The 24,290-nt window shown below is 49.5% G+C and carries 22 protein-coding genes; 16 read left to right on the top strand and 6 right to left on the bottom strand.

Annotated elements, in window-relative coordinates:
* Window positions 1-4: 4 nt before the first annotated feature.
* The 3 genes from purB to MHN33_RS13235 all read left to right on the top strand — a co-directional run bounded on the left by purB (window position 5) and on the right by MHN33_RS13235 (window position 3,191).
* Complete coding sequence (gene purB, locus MHN33_RS13245) at window positions 5-1,375, top strand: adenylosuccinate lyase (RefSeq protein ID WP_239398441.1); 1,371 nt, start codon at window positions 5-7, stop codon at window positions 1,373-1,375.
* A gap of 80 nt (window positions 1,376-1,455) precedes the next feature.
* On the top strand, window positions 1,456-2,610 hold the full coding sequence (locus MHN33_RS13240; protein WP_239398440.1) for a cupin domain-containing protein: 1,155 nt from the start codon (window positions 1,456-1,458) through the stop codon (window positions 2,608-2,610).
* A gap of 122 nt (window positions 2,611-2,732) precedes the next feature.
* Window positions 2,733-3,191, top strand: coding sequence for a GNAT family N-acetyltransferase (locus MHN33_RS13235; RefSeq protein WP_239398439.1), 459 nt, complete (start codon window positions 2,733-2,735; stop codon window positions 3,189-3,191).
* Here MHN33_RS13235 and MHN33_RS13230 read toward each other — a convergent pair.
* Window positions 3,175-3,609: a DUF4826 family protein gene (locus tag MHN33_RS13230; RefSeq protein ID WP_239398438.1), complete on the bottom strand. Its 435-nt coding sequence runs from the start codon at window positions 3,607-3,609 to the stop codon at window positions 3,175-3,177. The two genes, MHN33_RS13235 and MHN33_RS13230, sit on opposite strands and share 17 nt — an antisense overlap.
* A gap of 181 nt (window positions 3,610-3,790) precedes the next feature.
* Here MHN33_RS13230 and MHN33_RS13225 point away from each other — a divergent pair, with 181 nt between their 5' ends.
* Genes MHN33_RS13225 through MHN33_RS13180 form a run of 10 tightly spaced genes read left to right on the top strand, consistent with a single transcriptional unit; the run spans window position 3,791 to window position 14,321 of the window.
* Window positions 3,791-4,930 carry a methyl-accepting chemotaxis protein gene (locus tag MHN33_RS13225; protein ID WP_239398437.1) on the top strand — a complete coding sequence of 380 codons (1,140 nt, stop codon included), beginning with the start codon at window positions 3,791-3,793 and terminating at the stop codon, window positions 4,928-4,930.
* A gap of 21 nt (window positions 4,931-4,951) precedes the next feature.
* Window positions 4,952-5,320 (top strand): response regulator, encoded by a 369-nt coding sequence (locus MHN33_RS13220; RefSeq protein ID WP_046003219.1) that lies wholly within the window; start codon window positions 4,952-4,954, stop codon window positions 5,318-5,320.
* 5 nt (window positions 5,321-5,325) lie between these two features.
* On the top strand, window positions 5,326-5,607 hold the full coding sequence (locus MHN33_RS13215; RefSeq protein ID WP_239398436.1) for an STAS domain-containing protein: 282 nt from the start codon (window positions 5,326-5,328) through the stop codon (window positions 5,605-5,607).
* A gap of 2 nt (window positions 5,608-5,609) precedes the next feature.
* A complete protein-coding gene (locus tag MHN33_RS13210; protein ID WP_239398435.1) occupies window positions 5,610-7,700 on the top strand; it encodes a chemotaxis protein CheA in 2,091 nt (696 codons plus the stop codon).
* 22 nt (window positions 7,701-7,722) lie between these two features.
* Window positions 7,723-9,702: a methyl-accepting chemotaxis protein gene (locus MHN33_RS13205; protein WP_239398434.1), complete on the top strand. Its 1,980-nt coding sequence runs from the start codon at window positions 7,723-7,725 to the stop codon at window positions 9,700-9,702.
* Window positions 9,703-9,708: 6 nt separating this feature from the next.
* Window positions 9,709-10,278, top strand: a complete 570-nt coding sequence (locus tag MHN33_RS13200) for a chemotaxis protein CheW (protein ID WP_239398433.1) — start codon at window positions 9,709-9,711, stop codon at window positions 10,276-10,278.
* A gap of 1 nt (window position 10,279) precedes the next feature.
* Window positions 10,280-10,825: a chemotaxis protein CheW gene (locus MHN33_RS13195; protein ID WP_239398432.1), complete on the top strand. Its 546-nt coding sequence runs from the start codon at window positions 10,280-10,282 to the stop codon at window positions 10,823-10,825.
* Window positions 10,826-10,846: 21 nt separating this feature from the next.
* Window positions 10,847-11,635, top strand: coding sequence for a CheR family methyltransferase (locus MHN33_RS13190; protein ID WP_239398431.1), 789 nt, complete (start codon window positions 10,847-10,849; stop codon window positions 11,633-11,635).
* Window positions 11,632-12,696, top strand: coding sequence for a chemotaxis response regulator protein-glutamate methylesterase (locus tag MHN33_RS13185; RefSeq protein ID WP_239398430.1), 1,065 nt, complete (start codon window positions 11,632-11,634; stop codon window positions 12,694-12,696). Before MHN33_RS13190 ends, MHN33_RS13185 begins: the two co-directional genes overlap by 4 nt.
* A 5-nt stretch (window positions 12,697-12,701) precedes the next feature.
* Window positions 12,702-14,321: a bifunctional diguanylate cyclase/phosphodiesterase gene (locus tag MHN33_RS13180; protein WP_239398429.1), complete on the top strand. Its 1,620-nt coding sequence runs from the start codon at window positions 12,702-12,704 to the stop codon at window positions 14,319-14,321.
* 29 nt (window positions 14,322-14,350) lie between these two features.
* Here the strand turns inward: MHN33_RS13180 and MHN33_RS13175 are convergent, their stop codons facing one another.
* Genes MHN33_RS13175 through MHN33_RS13165 form a run of 3 tightly spaced genes read right to left on the bottom strand, consistent with a single transcriptional unit; the run spans window position 14,351 to window position 17,484 of the window.
* Window positions 14,351-15,577, bottom strand: coding sequence for a lipoprotein-releasing ABC transporter permease subunit (locus MHN33_RS13175; protein WP_239398428.1), 1,227 nt, complete (start codon window positions 15,575-15,577; stop codon window positions 14,351-14,353).
* Window positions 15,578-15,581: 4 nt separating this feature from the next.
* Window positions 15,582-16,280 carry a lipoprotein-releasing ABC transporter ATP-binding protein LolD gene (gene lolD / locus MHN33_RS13170; RefSeq protein ID WP_239398427.1) on the bottom strand — a complete coding sequence of 233 codons (699 nt, stop codon included), beginning with the start codon at window positions 16,278-16,280 and terminating at the stop codon, window positions 15,582-15,584.
* The gene (locus tag MHN33_RS13165; protein WP_239398426.1) at window positions 16,273-17,484 is read right to left on the bottom strand and encodes a lipoprotein-releasing ABC transporter permease subunit; all 1,212 of its coding nucleotides are present in this window, start codon (window positions 17,482-17,484) and stop codon (window positions 16,273-16,275) included. Before MHN33_RS13165 ends, lolD begins: the two co-directional genes overlap by 8 nt.
* A gap of 167 nt (window positions 17,485-17,651) precedes the next feature.
* On the opposite strand from MHN33_RS13165, the gene MHN33_RS13160 reads away from it, so the two are divergent.
* Entirely contained in the window at window positions 17,652-19,319 is a 1,668-nt protein-coding gene (locus MHN33_RS13160) for a SulP family inorganic anion transporter (protein WP_239398425.1), read from the top strand.
* On the opposite strand, the gene MHN33_RS13155 is transcribed toward MHN33_RS13160, so the two are convergent.
* A complete protein-coding gene (locus tag MHN33_RS13155) occupies window positions 19,316-20,182 on the bottom strand; it encodes a LysR family transcriptional regulator (protein WP_239398424.1) in 867 nt (288 codons plus the stop codon). The genes MHN33_RS13160 and MHN33_RS13155 overlap by 4 nt on opposite strands.
* Window positions 20,183-20,276: 94 nt before the next feature.
* Here MHN33_RS13155 and MHN33_RS13150 point away from each other — a divergent pair, with 94 nt between their 5' ends.
* On the top strand, window positions 20,277-21,401 hold the full coding sequence (locus MHN33_RS13150; RefSeq protein WP_239398423.1) for an S-(hydroxymethyl)glutathione dehydrogenase/class III alcohol dehydrogenase: 1,125 nt from the start codon (window positions 20,277-20,279) through the stop codon (window positions 21,399-21,401).
* 9 nt (window positions 21,402-21,410) lie between these two features.
* Window positions 21,411-22,253 (top strand): S-formylglutathione hydrolase, encoded by an 843-nt coding sequence (gene fghA / locus MHN33_RS13145; RefSeq protein WP_239398422.1) that lies wholly within the window; start codon window positions 21,411-21,413, stop codon window positions 22,251-22,253.
* A gap of 49 nt (window positions 22,254-22,302) precedes the next feature.
* On the opposite strand, the gene MHN33_RS13140 is transcribed toward fghA, so the two are convergent.
* Window positions 22,303-24,204 carry a beta-ketoacyl synthase gene (locus MHN33_RS13140; RefSeq protein ID WP_239398421.1) on the bottom strand — a complete coding sequence of 634 codons (1,902 nt, stop codon included), beginning with the start codon at window positions 24,202-24,204 and terminating at the stop codon, window positions 22,303-22,305.
* Between the last annotated feature and the right edge of the window lie 86 nt (window positions 24,205-24,290).

Genomic DNA, 24,290 nt, shown 5'->3' with positions numbered 1-24,290 from the left:
AGTTATGGAGCTTTCAGCGTTAACCGCTATCTCTCCAGTGGATGGCCGCTACGGTAGTAAAACCAGTGAGCTGAGAAGTATTTTCAGTGAATTCGGCCTGATCAAGTACCGCGTGACAGTTGAAGTACGTTGGCTACAAGCCCTGGCCAGGGCTGCTGCAATCAACGAAGTTCCAGCTTTCAGTGAGCAGGCAAATGCCCTGCTCGACAGCATTGTTGATAACTTCAGCGAAGCCGATGCACAGCGAGTTAAAGAGATTGAGCGCACCACCAACCATGACGTTAAAGCCGTTGAGTATCTGTTAAAAGAGAAAGTGGCCGACAACGCTGAGCTTCAGGCTGTTAATGAGTTCATTCACTTTGCCTGTACATCAGAAGACATCAACAACCTGTCGCATGGCCTGATGCTCAGTGAAGCACGCGACCAGGTACTACTGCCCTACTGCGACAAGTTGCTTGCTGCCATTAAAGAAAAAGCAATTGAATACAAATCCGTCGCTATGATGACCCGCACCCACGGTCAGCCGGCTTCTCCATCCACTATGGGTAAAGAATTCGCCAACGTCTATGTTCGCCTGCAACGTCAGCGCGAGCAAATCGCCAACGTTCAGATCCTGGGCAAAATCAATGGTGCTGTTGGTAACTACAATGCTCACCTGAGCGCTTACCCAGACTATGACTGGCACACGCATGCGGAGCAGTTTGTCACCAGCCTGGGCCTGACCTGGAATGCGTTTACCACGCAAATTGAGCCGCACGATTATATTGCAGAGCTGTTCGATGCAGTTGCACGCTTCAACACCATTTTGCTCGACTTTGACCGTGACGTGTGGGGCTACATTGCACTGAGCCACTTCAAGCAAAAAACCATTGCAGGTGAAATCGGCTCTTCGACCATGCCGCATAAAGTAAACCCAATTGACTTCGAAAACTCAGAAGGCAACCTGGGCATTGCGAATGCTATCTTCACTCACCTTGCACAAAAGCTACCAGTATCTCGCTGGCAGCGTGACCTGACTGATTCAACCGTACTGCGTAATCTGGGTGTTGGTATGGGTTATACCCTGATCGCCTACCAGGCAACGCTTAAAGGGATCAGCAAACTGGAAGTCAATGCCGATCGTCTGCTGGCTGAGCTGGATGACAACTGGGAGCTGCTTGCAGAGCCAATCCAGACAGTCATGCGTAAATATGGTATCGAAAAACCATATGAAAAGCTCAAAGAGCTGACTCGTGGTAAGCGCGTTAATCAGGAGATTATGGCTGAGTTTATCGACGGCTTAAACCTGCCAGAGCAAGTAAAAGCTGACATGAAGTTAATGACGCCTGCCAATTATATTGGCCGCGCTGAAGCCTTCATCGATGAGCTAAACTAAACTGAGTTAATCTCACCTAAGTCTGAGAAGCGAAAGTTGCGGCGCAGCGCCGGACTTTCGCTTTTTTATTGGAGCCCTTTATGTATCAGCTATCTCTCAATGCCCTCACCCAGGCAGCTTTCCTTACTCAGTATTGGCAAAAAAAACCGCTACTTATCAAACAAGGCTTTAAGGACTTCAGCGATCCGCTATCGCCGGAAGAGCTGGCCGGTCTGGCAATGGAAGAAAACATCGAGTCGCGCATTGTCACTAATCATGACAATCACTGGGATGCACATCATGGTCCGTTTGAAGATTTCTCTCTTCTTACAGAACAACATAGTACGTTACTGGTGCAAGCGGTTGACCATTGGCACCCTCAGGCGGCGACTTTACTTGAGCCCTTTCGGTTTATTCCAAACTGGCGAATTGATGACTTAATGATCAGTTTTTCCACGCCCGGAGGCGGTGTTGGTCCGCACCTTGACCAGTACGATGTGTTTATTATTCAGGGCCAGGGCAAACGGCGCTGGCGTGTCGGTATGCCCGATGCAAGCCTGAAGCAGTTTGCTCAAAACAAGAGTTTGTTGCAGGTAGAACAGTTTGAAGCCATCATAGATGCTGAGCTGGAACCCGGAGACATCTTATATATTCCGCCTGGTTGTCCCCATGAAGGTTATGCGGTTGAGAATGCGATGAACTATTCTGTCGGGTTCAGAGCGCCGGACCAAAAGGACTTGTTTTCCAGCCTCGCCGATCACTTAATTGATTCAGAGCTGGGGACACAACGTTACAACGACCCTGATCTGACAGTGCGTGATTCTCTGGGTGAGATTAGCAGTCAGGATAAAGGAAAGATCCGCACCATGTTAGAGGCTGTACTACACGACAGTGAAATATTCGATGAGTGGCTTGGACGAACACTGAGTGAGCCCAAACATGAGATGGACTTAGCACCATTAGATCCGCCACTCTCAGCGGAGTCCTTGCTGGACGACATTACACCCGATGATATTTTGGTGCGCTCTGGCGGTGTCAGGGCCTTGTACCAGGTTACGACACAGGCCGTGCTTCTGAGCGTGAACGGGCAAAATTATGCCCTTCCTCTGGAGGTCTTACCAGCAGTTAAAAAGCTGACAGATCAGAGTAATACAGCTATCTCTTCATTATTAAATTGTATTGACTGTTTGGAATTTAAGCAAACCTTAACTACGCTTATAAACGATGGGTCCTTTTACATTGAGGACTGGGTGTAATTACCTGAATCTAAGGGTTAGTCACACAATAATAGGCATCGGCAAGCTCGGTGCCTTAATAATAAAGAATACAGGCTGGTCCCTTGGTCAGGCGTGATTATGATGTTTGATGCGAGGCAATCATGAATTACCACGTCGATAGAGTGAGTTGGCAAAAAACTCAGGGACAACTGCGCCAAATCCGTGAACGAGTCTTTGTTTACGAGCTTCACCTCCCAAAAGAAGTCGAGTTTGACCAGCACGATAAAACCGCAGAGCATGTGCTGGTTCGGGATGAAAATCAGTGCCCGATTGGTACTGGCAGGTTATGTTGTGATGGCTTGATAAGCCGGATTGCGATCGTCCGGGCGCACAGAAATCGGGAAGCCTATCAGTCGTTGATCAGCTTTCTCAGTGTGCTGGCAGAGCAAAAAGGTTATGAAAATGTCTTCGTACAATGCATTCTGGACGAAGTGCCTGCGTTCCTGAAATCCGGTTTTTCCAAACAGGGAAGCGTGTTTATGGAAGCAGGCATTCCAAGACAAAGGATGAAATGCCCGGTAAAAGAGATGAACTATGAGCCTTTTACGATGCTGCATTAGCCCATAGCTGGTCTTTGTTTGCGAGATCATACAAACCATGAGCGTGGTGGATCAAAATACTGGCATATTCGCTCTGCGTCTTGTCAATGTGTTCAGCGCTCAGTATTTTATCCGCTTTAATTTGCCACTGATAGGAAAAATGCTTAAGTGCTGCACGGGCATCTGCCGCGCCGCTAACAGGCATAGCATCAGTAGGGACTTTGCCTGATATAACCCAGTAGCCTTTACCTTTATTGTCTTTTATTTTCCATATACCACATACTGGTGGCAAAATTCGCGAGTCTTTGGCCAGGATGTTCATACCGAGTATGCCTTTTTCTGCAAGGTGCTTCTGAGCGGCCTGCAACGACGTATGTTGCCACTGAGCAACCAGATGTTGCTGCTCTTCTTTACTCAATTGTGTGTCTTTTTTCGTCATTCTGGGTACTTCTTAGTTATTTTTCCACTACTTTAGGGATTATGTCAGCCGGATGCAAGCGCCAACCACATTCAATTCTGCGTATAAATCGAGATAAGCATGCGTTGATTATTTGCATTTGCACAATAAAAAGACTGGACTAGGATTATAAGACAATTTCAGTGGCCTGGGTGGCACCGATATGCTCCCACTTTCCATCGCAATTCAGTTGGTGATTTTTGCCATCACCTGGTATGTCGCGGGCTGGATGTTCGCTTTCGTTATAACAGGTCTGTCTGGCGCGGGCTTGTTTATCGCCTGCCGCAACCCTGAAAAAGAACCTATCATGGATACCACTGTTGTCTCGGCTAACGCTGATGGGCAACGCTCAGACTTCGCCTGTCTTGAGCAACTTAGCCACACTATTACTCCTCAGCTAAGAGATCAGATTAACAGTGCCCGGCAGCAAACCAAGCAAGCCGTAAATAATATGTCGGAAGAATTTTCCCAGCTCGTCAGCAACATAAGCTCTACGCTCAGCAGTCTGGACGACAGCAGTGCCAATAGCCTGCAGCAAACAGCTCAGCACAGCCGTGATCAGCTAACCCAAATCCTCACGTACCTTGAACAGTCCAATGTAAACCAGCAACAGCGGACAGAGACTTTCAAGACACTGGTAGAGCAAAGCAAGGAGTTACAGGCAATGTCAATTGACGTCGCCAAAATTGCTGAGCAAACAAATCTACTCGCGCTCAATGCCTCTATTGAAGCCGCCCGCGCTGGAGACAATGGCCGTGGCTTTGCAGTTGTTGCCGATGAAGTGCGTGCGCTTGCTAATTCAAGCGGCGAGACAGGAGTTAAGATAAACAAAATGGTCGAGACTATCGCCCAGGCAATGCAAAGCTCTATGACCATGATGGAAAGCGAACTGGCAGAGCGCCAGGCCCTGACCGACAAATATCAGCAGCAAATTAATGAAGTGATTGATACCTGGCTCACCCTGTCACAAAACGTAGAGCAACAAGCGCAGGTACTGCAAACCTCAAATGAGGACAATCGGCAGAAAATCTCGGAAATACTGGTTGATTTGCAATTTCAGGACCGCGTCGATCAGATCCAGGACAGCGTTACGATTGCCCTGGACATTATGACTCAAGAGCTGGATGAGTTTATTGTGCAGCGTCGCAGCAGCGCCAACGCTCGATTCAATCACGAACGGATCAGTGAAGCATTATCGCGTACCGCAGCAACACGAGAGCAAAGGCATATTCTGGCGACAAAAAGTGGCAAAGCCAAGAATGATAGGGACGATGATACAGTCGACGATCTCACTTTTTTTTGACATACAGTATGAGGGTAAGTTATGAGCAAAACCATACTAGTGGTGGATGATTCCGATTCATTAAGACAAGTTGTCAATATTGCGCTGACCGGTGCTGGCTATCAGGTCATTGAAGCGTGTGATGGCAAAGACGCACTGAGCAAGCTTAACGGCAACAAGGTGCACCTCATCATCAGCGACGTCAACATGCCCAATATGAATGGCATTGAATTCGTCAAAAATGTAAAACAACTCCCACAGTACAAGTTCACCCCTGTGATTATGCTGACCACAGAGAACCAGCAGAGCATGATGGAAGAAGGTAAGAAAGCCGGGGCGAAGGCCTGGATGGTCAAACCCTTCAAGCCTGCACAAATGCTCCAGGCAGTATCTAAATTACTGATGATGTGACCATTATGTCTGAGAGCTTTAAGTTTCCAGCGGAGCTGACCATCTACGAAGTACAGGATGTACATACAGAGCTCATCGCTTTTTTAGCTGGCAAACAAGAGGTTGCGCTGGATTTAAGCCAGGTTGATGAGCTCGACAGTGCCGGGATCCAGTTGGCTATCTGGCTGGTTAACTATTGCCGTAACACAGGTGTTCAAATAAACCCCCTTACCCTATCTGAGCTGCTCACTGCCAGACTGTCATTGTTAAATGTTCCCCTGACCGACCTTAGTGCAGGCGAGCCTTAGTTATGTCTGTGGATTTAAGTGCCGCCATTACCACCTTTGTTAGCGAGTCAAAAGAGCTGCTGGCAGAGATGGAAAACAGCTTGCTTGATCTCGAAAGTAGTGAAGCAAGTAGGGATCAGGAAGAGACCATCAATGCGATCTTCCGCGCCATTCACACCATTAAAGGCAGTGCCGGACTATTCGGCTTTGACTATGTCGTGAGCCTGACACACATTGCTGAAACCGTACTCGATGACGTCCGAGGAGGTAACAGAGAAATGAGCAAAACCCTGCTCTCTTTGTATCTCGAAACCGGTGATTTATGTGATGAATTGATCCTGCTCGCCGCATCCCAAAATGAGCCCAGTGCGCAACAACTGACCCAGCTTGCAAGGCTGACCGAGCAATTCAGTGCAATTACCAACATCGTCGGCGCACCACAAAACACAGACACTGATAGCGAAACACAACCGCAAGATGGAACCTGGTTTATATGTTTTGTCCCTAACGAAAATGTGCTGCGCAACGGCCTGGATCCTTACCCTTTTATTCACTTCCTGAATAATGAAGTAGCGTCCCTTGAAGTTGCCACCAATTTTACTGCACTCACTGCCGATACACCCTATGACCCTGAGTCCTGTTACCTGGCATTTTTGATGTTGTTTCATACCAGTCAGAGCAAAGACGTGATAGAAGAGGTGTTCGAATTTATAAAAAATGATGCGGTGGTTGAGATTTTACCGCCAGATCGGTGCCAATACAGCGCCATTGAAGATTGCGCAAAATACTTTCCAGACCCAGCCCAGTTTCAAGCCACTCTGGCAAAACTAACACAATCACGCCTGCCGGCTCGGCTTTTGGAGCCAGCATCCATACCAGATGATGCTGAGCCGCCAGCCAAGGCAACAGGCAAGAAGAAAAATAAGCTCCACACGAGCAAAACCCTTCGGGTTGAAGCCATGAAGCTTGATAGATTGATCGATCAGGTTGGGGAAATGGTGATCACGGGTGCCCGAACCAACTTACTGGCACACGAAACGGGTAACGAAACACTGATTGAAGCCATGGCCCTGCTGGAACGCTTAGTTGAGAACATTCGTGACAGCTCGTTAAAACTGCGCATGGTCCAGATTGGTGAAACCTTCAATAAATTCAAACGCGTTGTTCGCGATGTGGCCGATGAGCTGGGCAAAGAGGTGGAGCTCAATATTGTCGGCGCCGATACTGAACTGGACAAAACCTTTGTCGAGAAGGTCAGTGATCCGCTGATGCACATAATTCGCAATGCCATTGATCATGGCATTGAGTCACCCGAGCAGCGACAGGCCGCGGGCAAACCGACATGTGGCCAGCTGACACTCAAGGCCTACCATGACTCAGGGTCAATTGTCATCGAAATTCAGGATGACGGTCAGGGGCTGGATCAAAGCAAGATCCTGGCCCGGGCCATAGAGAACGGCCTGGTCAATCAAGATCACTCATTACAGGATAAAGAGATCAACCTGTTGATTTTTGAACCAGGGTTTTCTACCGCCACTGCCGTGACCAGTATTTCGGGTCGTGGCGTTGGCATGGACGTGGTAAAACGTAATGTCGAGAGCCTGCGAGGCAGTGTAGAAGTCGACAGTACCAAAGGGCTGGGCTCTAAAATTATTATTCGCCTGCCGCTGACCTTATCTATCATAGATGGGTTTATGTTTACCGTTGGTGATGAGGACTATGTGATCCCCCTGGATACCGTAGTCGAATGCCTGGAACTGCACGAAGTGGTCTCTGAGTCTGATATTCAGGATAAAAACTACATCAACCTCAGAACTGAGGTCCTGCCCTTTATTCGTCTGCGCACCCTGTTTGGGATCGAGCAGCAAATAGAGCACACGAAGGAATCACTGGTCATCGTCCAGTTTGGCACGCTCAGAGCCGGCCTGGTCGTAGACTCATTGCAAGGAGAGTTTCAGACCGTCGTCAAACCCTTGGGGAGGCTGTTCGAAGGCCTCAAATGCATCAGCGGCGCAACTATACTCGGCAGTGGCAAAGTGGCCATTATTCTGGATGTATCTGCCCTGATCCGCACCGCAATTACTATGTACGAGTCCTTAGAGCTCAAGCATTAGTCAGATAAACCGGAGCATAAAGATGTTTAAGAATCTGACCATCAAAAACAAAATCATTCTGGCCATGTTTACCATGGGGCTGCTGCTGCTGGTGATTGCCGTGTCTGTGCAAATGAAAAATGGCCGCATAGAAGGATTTGCCACCGATGTGGGTCAAACCGACATCCCCGAAGCCATCTATGCGCTGAATATGCTCGATGAGCTTGGCGACATGAACAGCAATGTGCTGGAATACATTGCCGGTGAAGCCGATGAAAAAGCAGACTTTTTGTCTAATTACAGTGAATTTACTAACTATCTGGAAGACCTTAAACGTCTCAACTCTGTTGATACCAGCTACATTCGTCAGCTGGAAGACTTGGTACGCCGATATGCAAGCGAAAACCAGGAACTGATCTTTGACCGCTTTGATCCCCTTCAGGAGGAAAAAGCGGTCGAAAAATATGAGTACCTCAACCGCGAATTCGCAGAGCCACTGGAAAGCCTGCTCGACTCACAAAAAGAGGCAGAAGTGGCCGATGCCGGTAGCAGTGGTGACTTTGCTGAAGTGGTTAACGATGATTTACCTGGCGTACGCTACTATCTGGAGCTGATCGACGAGCAAGGCGACATGATGAATTCACTGAATGCCTATATGCGGGGTCGGGTCGGTGCTACTGCCGCGTTCGAAAAAGACGCGCGGACTTTTTCAAACTTTCTGGCCGAACTCAAACCGCTCGAGAGAAAGCCTGATGAAATTAAAGCCATTGGTGATATCGAACGCATGTATCTGGGGCTCTATAACGGCGGTAAAGAAATATTCGCTATGTACGACCCCAGACAGAAGATCCAAGCGTCTAAAGATGTTGACCGGCTTGAGCATGATATTTTTAGTAAAATAGAGGAAATACTGGAAAAGATCTCCAACGAAGCCATTGCAGAAAGCACCACCTCACTCAACGATCTGATGTCTGCCGCTCGCGACAGTATCCAGCTGGTCTGGGGCTTGCTGGTCGTTGCCATTGTGCTTGCCATCGCCACCGCCGCCTTTTTGATCCGCGGCATAGTGCTCCCCATTAATGCACTGGCGGATGCCGCAGAAGACTTGCGCTCGGGTGAAGGCGACCTGACCCGGCGTATTCCGGATTTTGGCAATGACGAAATCGGCCAAACGGCGCAGAGTTTTAACGGCTTTATTGAGCGGCTGCAAAACATTCTGCTGGATATTCAGGAGTCCGTTGAGTCCATCGCCCACAGCACCAATGAAGTCAGCACCACCTCTCGCATGCTCAGCTCCACCTCGAACCAGCTTGCCGCCAGTGTGGAGGAAACCTCCGCATCACTGGAGCAAATGAGCTCCTCAATCTCGATGAATACCGAGAACTCGAAAATGACCAATGACATCGCCAAGCAGTCCAGCAGTGAAGCTAACGATGGTGGCCAGGCGGTAAAAGACACGGTTCAGGCCATGACTCAGATAGCCGAAAAAATTGGCATTATCGAAGACATTGCCTACAAAACCAACCTGCTGGCACTGAATGCCGCGATTGAAGCTGCCAGAGCCGGTGAACATGGCAAAGGCTTTGCGGTGGTCGCAGATGAAGTGCGTAAACTGGCAGAACGCTCTCAGGTTGCCGCACAGGACATCAGTACACTTGCCGACAACAGTGTAAAAATCGCCCAACACGCCGGTGCTATGCTCGACAGAATGGTGCCTAACATCGGTAAAACCGCCGACCTGGTGCAAGAAATCACCGCCGCATCAACAGAGCAAAGTACCAGTGTTGCTGAAATCAATCGCACCGTTGCTCAGCTTGATGAAATTGCCCAGCAAAATGCTTCTGCCTCGGAGGAGCTCGCCTCAACCGCTAAGATGGTTCAGGACCAGACCGGGGATATTCGCTCCACCGTGAGTTACTTCAAATTGAGTAATAACGGCCGTGGCAGCAAAGGACGCCCCACTCATATGATCCACGACAACAGCCATAGCCGGGAAGACGGTTATACCCCGTTTGATGAGTAATACACTATGAATGACGCAATTCACAGCCCGGCTACTACAGCATACGACCACGATAAGTATCTGGCGTTTGAACTTAATGGCTCGCCCTATTCAATCAGTATTGCCATTGTCAGGGAGATAATGGAATACATTGAGGTAGACAAGATCCCCATGGCGCCTGATTTTATTATTGGTGCCATCAACCTCAGGGGACTGGTTATCCCTGTTTTTGACTTATCCGTCAGGCTTAACAAGCCGGTACAAGCCATCACCAACCGTACCTGTATCATTGTGGCTGAATGCAACTATAAAGCACAAAATATTACCGTTGGTCTGAAAGTCGACATGGTCACTAAAGTGTTGGATATCCCGGCTCACGAGATTGATCAGGTGCCCAGCATTGCGGGCCAGTTTCATAGCCGCTTCGTCTATGGCCTGGCCAAATTACCGGATAACCTGATGACCATACTGGATATCACCAAGATACTCACCCTGGATGACGTGCAATTGTTTGACGACTTGCAGCAACAACACACACAGCTGTCTTTTGAGCTACCTCTCAACGCTGACTCCAAAGCGCAGTTCAAGGAGACCTGAGATGAATTCAGAGTCCACACGAACAGACAACAATACCAACAGCGAAGAGCTCCATTCTCTGTTGGTGTCTATCGGATACGACACCTTTGGCATCCCCATAGAGTCGGTCAAAGAAGTGATAGAGCTAACCGATACGACTATGGTGCCTATGTGCAACCAGGTGATCCGGGGCGTGATCAACGTCCGGGGCAGTGTGATCCCTGTACTGGACCTGCAACACCGCCTGATGCTGAAAAACCCTCAGCCCTATAACAAATACAGCTGCATCGTACTATATGACTTCTACGATCCCAGCCTGGACGAAATCATGACGCTCGGTATGCTGGTTAGCAGCGTAATGTCCATCCAGTTTATTAACTGTGCTCAGCTGGAAGACTCGCCCTCCTTTGGTGCCAATATTCCCCGTCATTTCGTCTGGAAAATGGCCAAGATTAATAATCAGCTCACCATTTTGCTGGATATGAAAAGCGTGCTCAATATCAGTGAAATCAATACACAGCTGAAGTCCTCGCAGGCCGAGTTTTTTACCCGGTTTTGTCAGCGCTAGGTCACTATGGCGATCTCGGCGTTGGAATTTCAACAACTCAATCGACTGTTTGAACAACATACCGGGATAAGTCTGGGCAAAGGCAAAGCCGATATCGTGGCCAGTCGCCTTGCCAGCCGGTTGCGGGCCAGTCGCAGTCCGTCTTTTAGTAAATACTATCGTTTATTGCTGACGCCTGAGGGCAAAGATGAACTACAAATTTTCATCGACAAGCTCACCACACATGAGACCTATTTTTTTCGCGAGCAGGCCCAGTTTGAATTTCTTTATCACTACTATCAACACAATCGTCCAAGGCATTCACCTATCCGGGCCTGGAGTGCTGCCTGCTCCAGCGGCGAAGAAGCCTACTCGCTCGCCATGATCCTGGACGATCTGTTTTACAATCGCCCCTGGCATGTTATCGGCACGGATATTTCTGAAATGTCGGTGCTGATGGCCAGAGATGCCCGCTATGCGATTTCCACCGTGGGGAAAATTCCGAAACGTTACCGGATCCGCTACTGCATGAAAGGTACTGGTAAGAATGCCGATAATTTTACGCTGATCTCAACATTGAAAAAGCAATGCCGCTTTCAGGAAGACAACTTGTTAAATCTGACCACAGTGGATTTCTCGTTTGACGTCATCTTTTTGCGCAATGTGCTTATCTACTTTGACAAACCCAAACAACAAGCCATCCTGAATAATATTATCAAGCGCTTAAACCACGGCGGTTTACTGTTTTTAGGGCACTCGGAAGCCATGCGCGACAAACCCGCCTGCCTGCAAACCCTGAGCCCATGCATCTACAAGAAGGTGGCCTTATGACCAGTGTCTTTATCATCGATGATTCCGCCCTGATGCGCCAGATCATGAGTGAGGTCATCGCCCACGAGCGCACCTTAAATGTCAGTGGCACCGCACCGGACCCCATCATTGCCGAGCGAAAAATGAAGCTCAACTGGCCGGACGTTATCTTGCTGGATATCGAGATGCCAAAAATGGATGGCCTGACTTTCCTAAAAAAAATCATGCAGGAACGCCCTACGCCGGTGATCATCTGCTCGGCACTGGCGCAGGAAAAAACCACTACCGCCATCGAGGCACTGGCCTGTGGCGCGGTCGATGTTATTGCCAAACCCACCCAGGGGCTGGGCGACTTTCTGCACAGCGACTCCGTGTCGCAGATCATTGATGCCATCAAAGCCGCGACTAAAGCCAAAGTGCGCCAGCTTAAATATCTCGATGAAGGCACGTTTCGGGAATTGCATACAACGGAAGAAGTACTGCCAGCACACAACACCACGCAACCACCCGACAGCGCCGGGAAAGTCATTGCTATTGGCGCCTCTACCGGTGGCACAGAGGCAATCGCCCGGCTGCTAAAGCTGCTGCCCGTTCATTGCCCTCCAATTGTGATTGTGCAACATATGCCGGGGAAGTTCACCGCGGCGTTTGCACAACGCCTCAATGACATCACCCCGCATACTGTATCGGAAGGACAGACCGCTGTAAGGATCCGCCCGGGCCATGTGTATATAGCGCCAGGTGGCCAGCATATGTTGGTAAAACGTCAGGGCACGGACTACTATTTAGAAATACGCGACGGACCGCTTGTCAGTCGCCATAAGCCTTCGGTCGATGTGCTGTTTCGATCTGTTGCACAATCGGTAGGCAACCATGCCATTGGCGTGATCTTAACTGGCATGGGCAACGACGGGGCGAGTGGTATGCTGGAAATGAAGCAAAAAGGTGCCATCACTTTTGCAGAAAGTGAAGCCAGCTGTGTGGTATTTGGCATGCCAAAAGAAGCCATCGCGAGGGGGGCCGTCGACAAGATCTACGCGCTAAGTAACCTCCCTTACCAGATCCAAAAAGCGCTTGGGTGATCTGTATGAAAAAGCAACTGACTCAACTTCTGGACATTGCCTATCTCAGCTATGATGAGCAGGGCCAGATCATCACCCTCTCTGAAGCGGCTGAACGCATGCTGGACTTAAAGCCCGGTGATATCCTGTCACAAAAATTGGTGTTTATTGATGAAGACTTTAAAGAGCTCAGTATTTCTGAGATCTTGTTCGACCCTATCTTTGACCAGATAGAGCTGGGCATCAGCATAGATAACAGCAGCGTTACCTGGGTGAGGTTATACAGCTTCAGACAGGAAGACCTCCATTATGTCCGGCTGGAACCCATGGAAGAGCTCATTTCCGTCAGACGTCTTAATAAACAGCTGGCTATTCGCGACCCCCATACAGGATTACTCTATCGGGATGCCTTTATCAGTAAAATCAAAGAGCAATCGCATCAGGGCACCATATGCTGTGTTCGCATCTGTAATTTTCAACGTATTTCCGAGGTGTGGAATATTGGCGTGGCCAATCTGGTCTTTATGGAAATCCTGGCACGATTTCAGGGCGAATTCGACAAGGGTATTTTTTCTAAACACTCTTCCGATTGTTATTGTGTGTTTATCCCGCATTTTGTGCCCATCAATATAGAAACGCTATACAAACAGCTGAATGAACCCTTCAATTTTAATGGTAACAGTTTCTACAGTAATGTCTCACTTGGCTATTATAAAGAGCAGCCTGATGACGACCATGAGCTAAGCCTCAACAAAGCAGAAATGGCCACCTTTGATTCACTCTCTGATCATAATCGTCTGGTCGAATTCAAAGAGACGCTGGCAAAGCAGATTGAGCGGCAAAATAAAATCGAGACTGGTTTGCGTAGTGCCCTGTATAAGGGCAACCTCGCGGACTGCTTTGAGGTCGTCTTTCAGCCAATACATGACACCAAAACTGAGCGCTTGATTGGCGCTGAATGCCTGATGCGCTGGGAGCTTGATGGTCAGCCGATTCCGCCTACTGAGTTCATTCCTGTCATAGAAAGTACCGGGGAAATCAACAAACTCACGCACTTTACACTCAGCCAAATTAACGTGTTAAAGGCCCTGCTCACAGAGGAGCAAGTTGAAGCCAGCCTGTTTCGTTTTGCCATCAATATCAGCGTTGTGGAAATCCTCGACGTCAACTTTACTACCCGGCTGCTACAGGCGCTGGACCGGCTGTCGCTCAATCCGGCTAAGATAAAACTGGAACTCACCGAGTCAGCTTTGATTGACAATTTTAATTATATCAATGAGATTTTACAAAAGCTGCAAAGCGCGGGACTGATGATATCGATTGATGACTTTGGCACCGGCTACTCCAGCTTGAGTTACTTGTGCAAGTTGCATTTCGATGAAATTAAAATTGACCGGGCCTTTGTGACCCATGTCGTCAGTGACGGAAAAATGCAGTCTCTGTTTAATTCCATAGTGTCGCTGGCAAAAAACCTCGATAAGCCTCTGGTTGCAGAAGGCATAGAGCAACTGGATCAGATGATATACGCTAAGGCTAAGGGCGTTGAATATGTGCAAGGCTATTATTACAGCAAGCCACTGAGCATCACTGATTTTGTTGAGTATGTGGTAGCCGATAAGTCCAGCTATCTGCATTTTGAAGAGTAACGCCCGCTCTGAGAAGGCGTTACTCGCATTTAGCCCCCGAGGACTCTGGCCGGATCGACTTTCACGGCCTGCCAGGCAGGGTAAAGACAGGACAATACGGCAATCACCAGGGTAATTGACAATACAGCCGCTACGTCCACCCAATGCAGCTGACTGGGCAAGAACTCGATAAAGTAGACGCCCTGCAACGGATTGTCTCCTTCCAGCTCAACCCAGGCGCGAAATAAATCCGAGATATTCAGCGCCAGCAAAATGCCAATAAACAGGCCCGCCAGGGCACCAATGAGTGCATAGCTCACACCCTGGATAGCAAAAGTGGCAAAAATGGTACTGTCTTTTGCACCCATGGTCTTTAAAATCGCAATATCAGCCTGCTTTTCTTTTACTTCCATCACCATGGACGACACGATATTAAAGCTGGCCACGGCAATGATCAAAAATACCACCAGATAGACAATGGTTCTGACCATCTGTATATCCTGATAGAGACTACCCTGGGTGCGAAACCAGCTGCTGACATAGACCAGATCAGGTAACGCCCTGCCCGCAGACATCGCAATCTGATGCGCGGCAAACACATCCTCAACTTTTGCGCGCAATCCGGTTACTTCATCCTCCGCCAGTCCCATCGCCTGCTGCAATCTATTCACCGACACCAGGGCCAAAGAGCGATCGATGGGCCCACCCATGTCAATAACGCCCGCCAATACAAAATTCAGTCGTTTGGGTGCCGCCAGTGGAGAGTCAGCCTGCGGGTTTGCCACTAACAGCGTGAGTTTATCACCGCGCGTTAACCCCAACTCAGCCGCAATATGGCGACCCAATACAATATCGTCGCCAGATAACGAGGCCAGTGCAACATCGTTTATAAACTGGCCCACATCCGACACTTTGTGATGGGAAAGGAAATCAACACCTTTCACTTGTGCAGCTTTGAGCTCTCCACGAAACTGGACCATGGCTGTTACCGATATTTCCGGCGCTGCTGCCACTATGCCTGGCTGCGCCTCTAGCAGAGCAACTTTGTCGGGCCAGCTAGAGATAGGCTCATAAGGCGCCTGATAGGCAACATGCGGGACCACAGACAATAAGCGGGATTTCAGCTGCTGTTCAAATCCGTTTATCACAGACAAAGCAACAATTAACACCGCGACCCCCAGCATCACGCCCAGCGTTGACGATTTACTCAAAAACCCAATCAAACCTGCCTGATGCTTGGACGCGCGTAACCGGTTACTGATAAACACACTCAGCATTGCATTAAGCCTCGCTATGTAACGCTTGTTCGACCAACACACCGTCGTCCAATGCAACGGCTCGGCCCAGTTTTGCGGCTAATTCTAAGTCGTGTGTTACCACCACAAAGCTGGTTTTTAAATCCCGATTCAGCTCCTTAAGCAGCGCATAAATTTTCAGGGCATTTTGCTTATCCAGGTTACCGGTTGGTTCATCGGCCAGGACCAGTGACGGACGCGTGACCAGTGCGCGTGCTATCGCCACTCGCTGGCGCTCCCCCCCGGACAGCTCTGACGGACGATGGCCACCACGATGAGCCAGACCGACTTTACCCAACATGTCTTCAGCCTGTGCATGTGCCGCTTTGGGTGGCTGACCCGATATCAACAATGGCATCGCGACATTTTCAAGCGCCGTAAAATCCATCAGCAGGTGATGGAACTGATAAATGAAACCCAGGTTTTGATTACGAAAGTCGGCCTGTTTGCGACGCGACAAGCTGGCCACATCCGTGCCTTTAATGTGCACCGAGCCACTGCTTGCTGTATCCAGCGTGCCAAGAATATGTAGCAAAGTACTTTTACCCGAACCTGAGCTCCCCACAATCGCCAACATGTCTCCCTGAGCCAGTGTCAGGTCAACCCCTTTCAGCACTTCAACCTGCTGGCCCGCTTCATCATAGGCCTTATTCAGACCCTGACATTCAATCACTAAATCACTCATATCTTAACACCTCAGCAGGTAGCACTTTTGCGGCCTTAAACGCCGGATATAATGTTGCCAGAAAACTCAACACCAGACTGGTTGCAACAATCAGACTCATACTTAGCCAGTCGAATCTGACTGGCAGCTCTGCCCCACCGAGCAGAGATAGCCCACTCAGTGCCAGCACCTGATTGATATTACTTGCCAGCAGGTAACCACATACTGTGCCGATAAGTGTACCCACTACGCCGTTGTACAAGCCCTGAACCATAAAGACGCGCGCAATGGCACCCGGAGCCAGCCCGAGAGTTTGCAAAATAGCTACTTCACCTTGCTTCTCACTGACCATCATCGACAACGCCGAAACAATGTTAAACACAGCCACAATCACTATCAGCCCCAACAGCAAAGACATAATGCGCTTTTCCATTGCCACCGCAGCAAATAATGCGCCTTGCTGCACATGCCAGTCTGAATATTTCAGCCCGGACAACAGCGGTGCTTGTGCAGTTTTGAATGCATTGACCGCGAAGGCATCTTTTAACGTAATACTGACGTCAAAATCGGTCGGTTTGCGCTTGAGCAAACGCTGTAAGCTTTTCCCATCCGCAAATGCGAGATTCACATCAGCTTCGCTGTGAGTGTTGTAGATCAGCGCAACGGTAAACAATCGCTGCTTGGGCACCCGTCCCATCGGCGTATAACTGCTGATATCCGGCATGATCACCCGGACTTTTTGCCCCAAACGAACATCCAATTGATTGGCCAGGTAGCGACTTAATGCCAGTTGATATTTCTGTTCACTGAATTGCGTAATGCTGCCAGCTTCAATATGGGGTTCAAGTGCCGACGGGTAATCGGAGAAAGCCCCCTGCAAGCGCACGCCAACTAGATCTTTATTCGTTTGTAAGATTACGTCACTGGTCACATAAGGTGTCACCCGCCTGACCTCAGGCAACACGCTCAGCTGAGCTAACAACTTGGATGCATCTCCCGCTTGTTCGTCCGACGACTTGTGCAACTGCACGTGGGGGATCAAATCGAGCATGGCATTTTTAAGGCTTTGCTCAAATCCGTTCATCACAGAGCTGACCGTAATGAGCGCCATTAGGCCGAGCGCTATTCCGGCGATGGAAAAAAACGAAATAAAAGACACAAACCCATTACCCTTGGTAGCACGGCTGTATCTGAGCCCTATATAAAGGCTAACAGGCTGAAACATAATAGTTTATTTTTCTACATATAAGTTCAGTGCACGATACTAGCACAATCAAGAAAGCCGGGTCATACCCTTACCCCCAAAAAAAAGTGTAAAAATTTTTTATTGTGGCTCTAAATTACACTCGCTTTTAGTGTAGAATGCGGCAAATCTCGCGGTATGGACCTTCAATGTTTTCGTTATCAAGATTTAAACATATGAATTTAAAGGGAGATTTGTTCGGTGGTGTGACCACTGCAATCATTTCCCTACCACTCGCCCTCGCCTTTGGCGTGGCATCCGGCGCCGGAGCTGAAGCCGGCATGTGGGGCGCAATTCTTGTTGGCCTCTTTGCTGCCTTGTTTGGCGGTTCAACCTCCCTGATCTCAGAGCCAACTGGCCCGATGACGGTCATAATGACAGCAGTGCTGACCACCATGGTGTCAAAATACCCTGAAGCAGGACCGGCAATGGCCTTCACGGTCGTGATGATGGCTGGGGCGTTCCAGATATTACTGGGTACGCTCAAACTCGGGAAATATGTAACCCTGATGCCTTATAGTGTGGTTTCCGGGTTTATGTCTGGCATTGGTGTCATACTCATCATCCTGCAGCTGGCACCGCTACTGGGCCATCAGGCCCCTCCAGGTGGCGTCCCTGGTACCTTATCCGCCTTCCCCGAATTGTTTCTCAATCTGCATTTCTCCGAACTCTTTTTAGGCATTCTGACATTGGCCGTGTTGTTCTACATGCCGAAGAAATATCGTCAGTACGTGCCCGCTCAGCTGGTTGCCCTGGTGGTGGTTACGCTGATCTCAATCATGCTTTTCGATACCGACAGCATTCGCCGCATTGGTGAGATCCCGAGCGGCTTGCCTGAGATTGTCTGGCCGACTTTTACGCCAGAGCTCTTTACCGAAATGGTCATCGACGCGCTGGTACTCGGTACATTAGGGTGTATCGATACCTTACTCACTGCCGTCATTGGCGACAGTTTGACCCGCACCGAACACGACTCTGACAAAGAGCTACGAGGCCAGGGTGTGGCCAATATGATCGCCGGCTTCTTCGGTGCTCTGCCAGGTGCCGGTGCCACCATGGGCACAGTTGTCAACATTCAGGTGGGCGCTCGCTCTCCGTTGGCTGGCATTTTCCGGGCGCTGATCCTGATGGCTGTGGTCTTTGTCGCAGGTAGCCTGACAGAGCCAATCCCCATGGCCGTGCTAGCCGGTATCGCGGTCTATGTCGGGATCAATATTCTGGACTGGAGCTTTATTCAACGCGCGCACAAACTCAGCATCAGTCAGATGGCTATTATGTATGGCGTGATGTTGCTGACCGTGTTCGTTGATCTCATGGTTGCGGTGGGCCTGGGTGTATTTATTTCCAATATCATGGTGATTGAACGTCTGAGCCGCGTTCAGGAGCAGCATGTAAAAGCCATCAGTGACGGCGATGCCGATGAAGACGTGCCGTTATCTACACACGAGCGCACCCTGCTGGAACAAGCGAAAGGCCAGTTGCTGTTCTTTTACTTGTCCGGTCCGATGATCTTCAGTGTATCAAAGGCCATTACCCGCCAGCACCGCCATATTGGCGAGTACAAGAGTATGGTACTGGATTTAAGCGATGTGGCTATGCTTGATGTGACCGTCAGCCTCGCTATTGAAAATGCCATCAGCGACGCACTGGATGCTAACTGTCAGGTGTTTATTTACTCACCAAACAAAGACACCAGTGAACAACTTCAGAAGTTTGATATCCGCAGCAAGCTTGGCGAGCATGCATTTTGTAAAAGCCGCGAGCAGGCACTGACCAGAGCGCTGGAAGCAATGGAGGAAAATAGCATCCAGGCTTAAAGCGATTCTGCGAGAAAATCTATCAGCGCACGGATGGCGGTAGACAAATACTTTCTGGGTGGGTATACCGCCCAGATCCCCTCCTCTTCGGGTGTGAAATCATCCAGTACGGTAACTAGTTCACCCCGCTCAATCGCATCTTGCAGGTAATAGTGTGGCAACTGCACCACGCCCAGACCCTGCTTCGCAGCATCCAATAATGCCCAGCCGCTGTTACACCGCAGTGTGCCTGTCACTTTGACATGCCGCTCTACGCCGTGGTCCATAAAACGCCAGTATTGCGCATTGCCAAGCAAACAGTTCTGTCGGGCCAGATCTCTGATGGATGTGACAGGACCATGTTGCTGCAAATACTCTGGTGAAACACAGACCAGAGTGCGCCGCTGTGACAGGCGTTTTGCATGTAGCGAGGAATCTTTGAGCTGACCGATGCGGATAGCCAGATCGACCCCTTGCTCCACGAGATCCAATTGAGCATTCGTCAGTTCCATATCGACAGTGACGGAAGGAAAACGGCACATAAACTGATGTACCAGCGGCATAATGTATTGCTCGCCATACATCACAGGTGCCGTCAGCCTGATTTTGCCCGTGGGCTCACTGTCTCGTTGTCTCAGCGCTGCCGTCGCGTCCTCATAGGCATGTTGCAGCAACCGGGCATGACCGAGGAATATCTGGCCTTCGGGTGTCAGTGCCAGATTGCGGGTGGTCCGGGTCAGTAGCTGATAACCAAGCTCTGATTCTAAGGTTTTAACCCGGCGGCTAACCTGCGCCACGGAAGTATCTAACTGTTGCGCCGCACCGGTGAAGGAACCACAGGTCGCCACCGCGACAAACTCATCTAAACCTGACCATCTGTCCATTATTACAAATACGTAAAAGTCTTTCTTATTTTTTAAGATTATCAAACTCTCATAGCAAGTTATACTTTTGTTTTCACACTACAAAACTGGAGTAATGATGGCTGAGTTTATTAAATCACGGGCGGCAATTGCCTGGGGACCAGGACAACCACTGAGCATTGAGGAAGTGGATGTCATGATGCCTAAAGCAGGCGAAGTATTGGTTAAGATCGTTGCCACCGGTGTGTGTCATACAGACGCATTCACCTTGTCTGGCGATGACCCTGAGGGTGTTTTCCCTGCTATTTTGGGCCACGAAGGCGGCGGTATCGTTGAAGCGGTGGGCGAAGGTGTCACCAGTGTTGCCGTCGGCGACCATGTGATCCCTTTATATACGCCTGAATGTGGTGAGTGCAAATTCTGTACCTCTGGCAAAACAAACTTATGCCAGAAGATCCGTACCACTCAGGGTAAAGGGGTTATGCCGGACGGTACCACCCGTTTTTATAAAGACGGCGAACCCATTTATCACTACATGGGCACGTCGACTTTCTCTGAGTATACCGTACTGCCTGACATTTCTCTGGCCAAAGTCAATAAAGAGGCACCGCTTGAAGAGATCTGTCTGCTGGGTTGTGGTGTTACCACCGGTATGGGTGCGGTAATGAATACTGCCAAGGTGCAACCCGGTGATACCGTTGCTATCTTCGGTTTGGGCGGCATTGGCTTGTCTGCTGTGATCGGTGCAGTGATGGCGGGTGCCAGCCGGATCATCGGCGTGGATATCAACACAGACAAATACCCGCTGGCACAAAAGCTTGGCGCAACCGATGTCATCAACCCAAATGACTACGACAAGCCCATTCAGGAAGTGATTGTCGAGATGACCGACGGTGGCGTGGACTTTTCATTTGAATGTATTGGTAACGTCAATGTGATGCGCAGTGCCTTAGAATGTTGTCACAAGGGCTGGGGCGAGTCCGTGATCATCGGAGTTGCCGGTGCCGGTCAGGAAATTTCTACCCGTCCTTTCCAACTGGTAACTGGACGCGTCTGGCGTGGTAGTGCATTTGGCGGAGTTAAAGGTCGCTCTGAGCTGCCAGAGATCGTTGAGCGTTATCTGGCGGGTGAGTTTAAGCTGGATGACTTCATTACCCATACGATGTCGCTGGATGATATCAACGAAGCGTTTGAGCTGATGCATCAGGGTAAGAGCATACGTTCAGTGATCCATTTCTGAGGAAGCCATATGGAATTAGTGAGCGAAAATAAAGCTGCAGGAGGCTGGCATCAACGTTACCGTCATCGAAGTCAGCATACTCACTGTGACATGACCTTTGCCATCTTCTTGCCTGAGCAGGCGAATAGCGGCCAGCCAGTACCTGTGCTGTACTGGCTGTCGGGGCTGACCTGTACTGATGAAAACTTTATGCAAAAGGCGGGCGCGTTTAAACGGGCTAACGAGTTGGGCATCGCCATTGTGGCACCGGATACGTCGCCGCGTGGTAAAGACGTGGCCGATGATCCAGACAAAAGCTATGACTTTGGTCTGGGTGCAGGCTTCTATGTCAATGCCACGCAGCCACCGTATGATAAACACTATCAGATGTACAGCTATGTCAGCGAAGAGCTGCCGGCCTTGATCGAGCAGCATTTCCCGGTATCCGAAAAGCGTGCCATTGCCGGACATTCTATGGGTGGCCATGGTGCGCTGGTGATCGGGCTGAAGAACCCAACGCGTTATCACAGTATCTCGGCATTCAGTCCCATTGCTAACCCTATTGATTGCTCCTGGGGTAAAAAGGCTTTTACGGGCTATCTGGGGGAAGATCAAGCACTCTGGCACGCTTACGACGCCTGCCATCTGCTGAGACAAAGTCAGGAAGGTCTGAGAGTACCCATTCGGGTTGATCAGGGCGAAGCCGATCAGTTTCTTGTCGAACAGCTCAAGCCAGAGACCTTAGTTCAGGCAGCTCAGGCTGTGGACTACCCGCTTGCACTGACTTTGCACCCGGGGTATGACCATAGTTACTTCTTTATTTCCTCGTTTATTGACACGCACCTGGATTTCCACGCGCAGCACCTGAAATGAACCACAAAAAAAGGCGCTAACGCGCCTTTTGTTTGCTTAACATAGTAGTCTAATCGGCCAGATCGCCATAAAGGTTATTGACTGTCAGCTTGACGGCCTTGTCGAAGCCCGGGATACTCAATGATTCCTTGCTTAACTGCAAATCGGCCTCATCAATCATGCCATGGCCAAAACGATAAATAAGTTCGTACTGACCCAGATCGGCCGCTTGTTGATAGCTGGCTTGCTGTTGTTTGGTTTCAACAAGCTTAGCGCTGTGTTTTGCTAATTCAGCTTCATCATAACGCCTGGATAGCATCTTCAAAGTCATAGCCGGTGACAGTACCGTTGCGGTTGCATTGTTGCCACCAAACCCTTTGGAGTTAATGAAAGCAATATCCATTTCGCCGCAGTGATAATGATGTGTACGAATATCCAAATGCTGGTCATATACATCTTCTGCAACGGCATCTATGGTCGTCACACCCGGCATGATTTGATGACTAAATATGCCCAGCGCCATTGCCAATTGGTCACCGGAAGCCGGACCAATTGTGTGGCCAACAAACGCCTTTGGCGCAGCCACTTTCCAGCCTTCAATCGTAAATGTCTCTGCAATGCGATGATATATAAACGACTCTGTCACCCTGTTTTGCGGTGTACTTGAACCATGTGCCAGAATAAAACTGCGTTGTTGCAGTGCCTCTGTACCCGCGATCTGTTCAGCCAGAGCCACAGACTTGGCCATGGTAATATAGTTACCCGGACCCGGTGCTGTGATGGATTTTTTAACCCCATCTGCATTGACATACACATCCGCAACTGAGCCCATAATATCTGCACCCAGCTCCAGCGCTAACTGATCATCCATCAGGATAGTCACCTGTGCGCCCTCGCCTATGGTAAAGCCACAGTTCTCGCCAAATGGACGGCTGGTACGACGGTAGTCAACCTCATCAGTGTTGTCCAGCTTGCGTAAACCGTCTTCATTAGCCAGAGCCCCCATATTGCCAAAGCCTTCTATAATCTCTGGCGTTAGCGCACATTCCACACTGGCAACAATAGCAACACGGGTACGACCAGCCTGAATATCATTAACCGCGGCACGCAGGTTATACAAAAAAGTCGCACAGGCACCTGAAGTGGAAAATGTCGTGCCCACACTGCCGGTTACGTAAGCATTAATAAAGTCTGTTGACATGGTATTAAGGCCCAGTGCTAATTGTTTGGTGCTTACCCGTTCACCTTTCATACGGCTGCGGATAAGGCCCCCAAACCCTTCGTCATTAACCTGGCCTGCCACGGACGCTGAATATGTCCCTATCTGATCGGGTTCAACGCTGTTCATCACGCTTTGCCAGTCAAGGCCGGTTGAGCGGATAGCATCGGTCGCCGCAAAAATCGTCGCCTGCAGGCCTCGCGGCTGATAACGACTATTGTACATGACAGATGGATCAAACCCGGTTGGCAGCTGACCCGCCGCCTTAATTGGGTTGTCTCTGTAGCTATCAACTTTTACTTCGAGTTGTTCAGGGATCAGTACCTGCGCCGTTTTTTCATCCAGCATTTCAATCTGCCAGCTTGATGGTACAGGTGTTGGCAGGTCACGCTTACGGCAGGTAAATGTTAATCCAGCGCCGTCGTTGGCCTGCATCGTCAGCTTCTGCTGCCAGTGAGTTGCATCAACGTCAAAATGTGTTTTCTCGATTTTGCGGATCAAAGTACCGTCAATGATCTGCTTACCAAAGCGCGCTTCGATTTGATCCGGCAGAACAACTTCTCCCTGTGCAGTAACCAAATCTGACCCCTGCAATGAAACGAGGTTCATCAAAGTCGCGAGGCCCAGAAAGGTTTCCTGTCTTGCAGCATCATCCAGGCTGTCTATTACAATGCGACGATAGCCCTGGTGGAACGAGGTTCTGCCGGCTGCATTCACGCCGCCCATACCTACGATAATTGGTAATGCTGTCATATCAATCTCTGTCTACTAAAACGAATGAACCGATTCTAGAACGAAGGAAAATATGATACTTTACATTTTTCGCCACATAACATGCA

Source organism: Pseudoalteromonas sp. OOF1S-7, from assembly GCF_022347765.1.
GTDB lineage: Bacteria > Pseudomonadota > Gammaproteobacteria > Enterobacterales > Alteromonadaceae > Pseudoalteromonas.
The sequence above is the reverse complement of the archived record's forward strand: the minus strand, read 5'-3'. Positions and strand labels throughout refer to the sequence as shown.

Excerpts from the sequence above, each read along its gene's own strand:
- purB (WP_239398441.1), top strand. The coding sequence starts at position 5 with ATGGAGCTTTCAGCGTTAACCGCTATCTCTCCAGTGGATGGCCGCTAC.
- MHN33_RS13240 (WP_239398440.1), top strand. The coding sequence starts at position 1,456 with ATGTATCAGCTATCTCTCAATGCCCTCACCCAGGCAGCTTTCCTTACT.
- MHN33_RS13235 (WP_239398439.1), top strand. The coding sequence starts at position 2,733 with ATGAATTACCACGTCGATAGAGTGAGTTGGCAAAAAACTCAGGGACAA.
- MHN33_RS13230 (WP_239398438.1), bottom strand. The coding sequence starts at position 3,609 with ATGACGAAAAAAGACACACAATTGAGTAAAGAAGAGCAGCAACATCTG.
- MHN33_RS13225 (WP_239398437.1), top strand. The coding sequence starts at position 3,791 with ATGCTCCCACTTTCCATCGCAATTCAGTTGGTGATTTTTGCCATCACC.
- MHN33_RS13220 (WP_046003219.1), top strand. The coding sequence starts at position 4,952 with ATGAGCAAAACCATACTAGTGGTGGATGATTCCGATTCATTAAGACAA.
- MHN33_RS13215 (WP_239398436.1), top strand. The coding sequence starts at position 5,326 with ATGTCTGAGAGCTTTAAGTTTCCAGCGGAGCTGACCATCTACGAAGTA.
- MHN33_RS13210 (WP_239398435.1), top strand. The coding sequence starts at position 5,610 with ATGTCTGTGGATTTAAGTGCCGCCATTACCACCTTTGTTAGCGAGTCA.
- MHN33_RS13205 (WP_239398434.1), top strand. The coding sequence starts at position 7,723 with ATGTTTAAGAATCTGACCATCAAAAACAAAATCATTCTGGCCATGTTT.
- MHN33_RS13200 (WP_239398433.1), top strand. The coding sequence starts at position 9,709 with ATGAATGACGCAATTCACAGCCCGGCTACTACAGCATACGACCACGAT.
- MHN33_RS13195 (WP_239398432.1), top strand. The coding sequence starts at position 10,280 with ATGAATTCAGAGTCCACACGAACAGACAACAATACCAACAGCGAAGAG.
- MHN33_RS13185 (WP_239398430.1), top strand. The coding sequence starts at position 11,632 with ATGACCAGTGTCTTTATCATCGATGATTCCGCCCTGATGCGCCAGATC.
- MHN33_RS13180 (WP_239398429.1), top strand. The coding sequence starts at position 12,702 with ATGAAAAAGCAACTGACTCAACTTCTGGACATTGCCTATCTCAGCTAT.
- MHN33_RS13175 (WP_239398428.1), bottom strand. The coding sequence starts at position 15,577 with ATGCTGAGTGTGTTTATCAGTAACCGGTTACGCGCGTCCAAGCATCAG.
- lolD (WP_239398427.1), bottom strand. The coding sequence starts at position 16,280 with ATGAGTGATTTAGTGATTGAATGTCAGGGTCTGAATAAGGCCTATGAT.
- MHN33_RS13165 (WP_239398426.1), bottom strand. The coding sequence starts at position 17,484 with ATGTTTCAGCCTGTTAGCCTTTATATAGGGCTCAGATACAGCCGTGCT.
- MHN33_RS13160 (WP_239398425.1), top strand. The coding sequence starts at position 17,652 with ATGTTTTCGTTATCAAGATTTAAACATATGAATTTAAAGGGAGATTTG.
- MHN33_RS13155 (WP_239398424.1), bottom strand. The coding sequence starts at position 20,182 with ATGGACAGATGGTCAGGTTTAGATGAGTTTGTCGCGGTGGCGACCTGT.
- MHN33_RS13150 (WP_239398423.1), top strand. The coding sequence starts at position 20,277 with ATGATGGCTGAGTTTATTAAATCACGGGCGGCAATTGCCTGGGGACCA.
- fghA (WP_239398422.1), top strand. The coding sequence starts at position 21,411 with ATGGAATTAGTGAGCGAAAATAAAGCTGCAGGAGGCTGGCATCAACGT.
- MHN33_RS13140 (WP_239398421.1), bottom strand. The coding sequence starts at position 24,204 with ATGACAGCATTACCAATTATCGTAGGTATGGGCGGCGTGAATGCAGCC.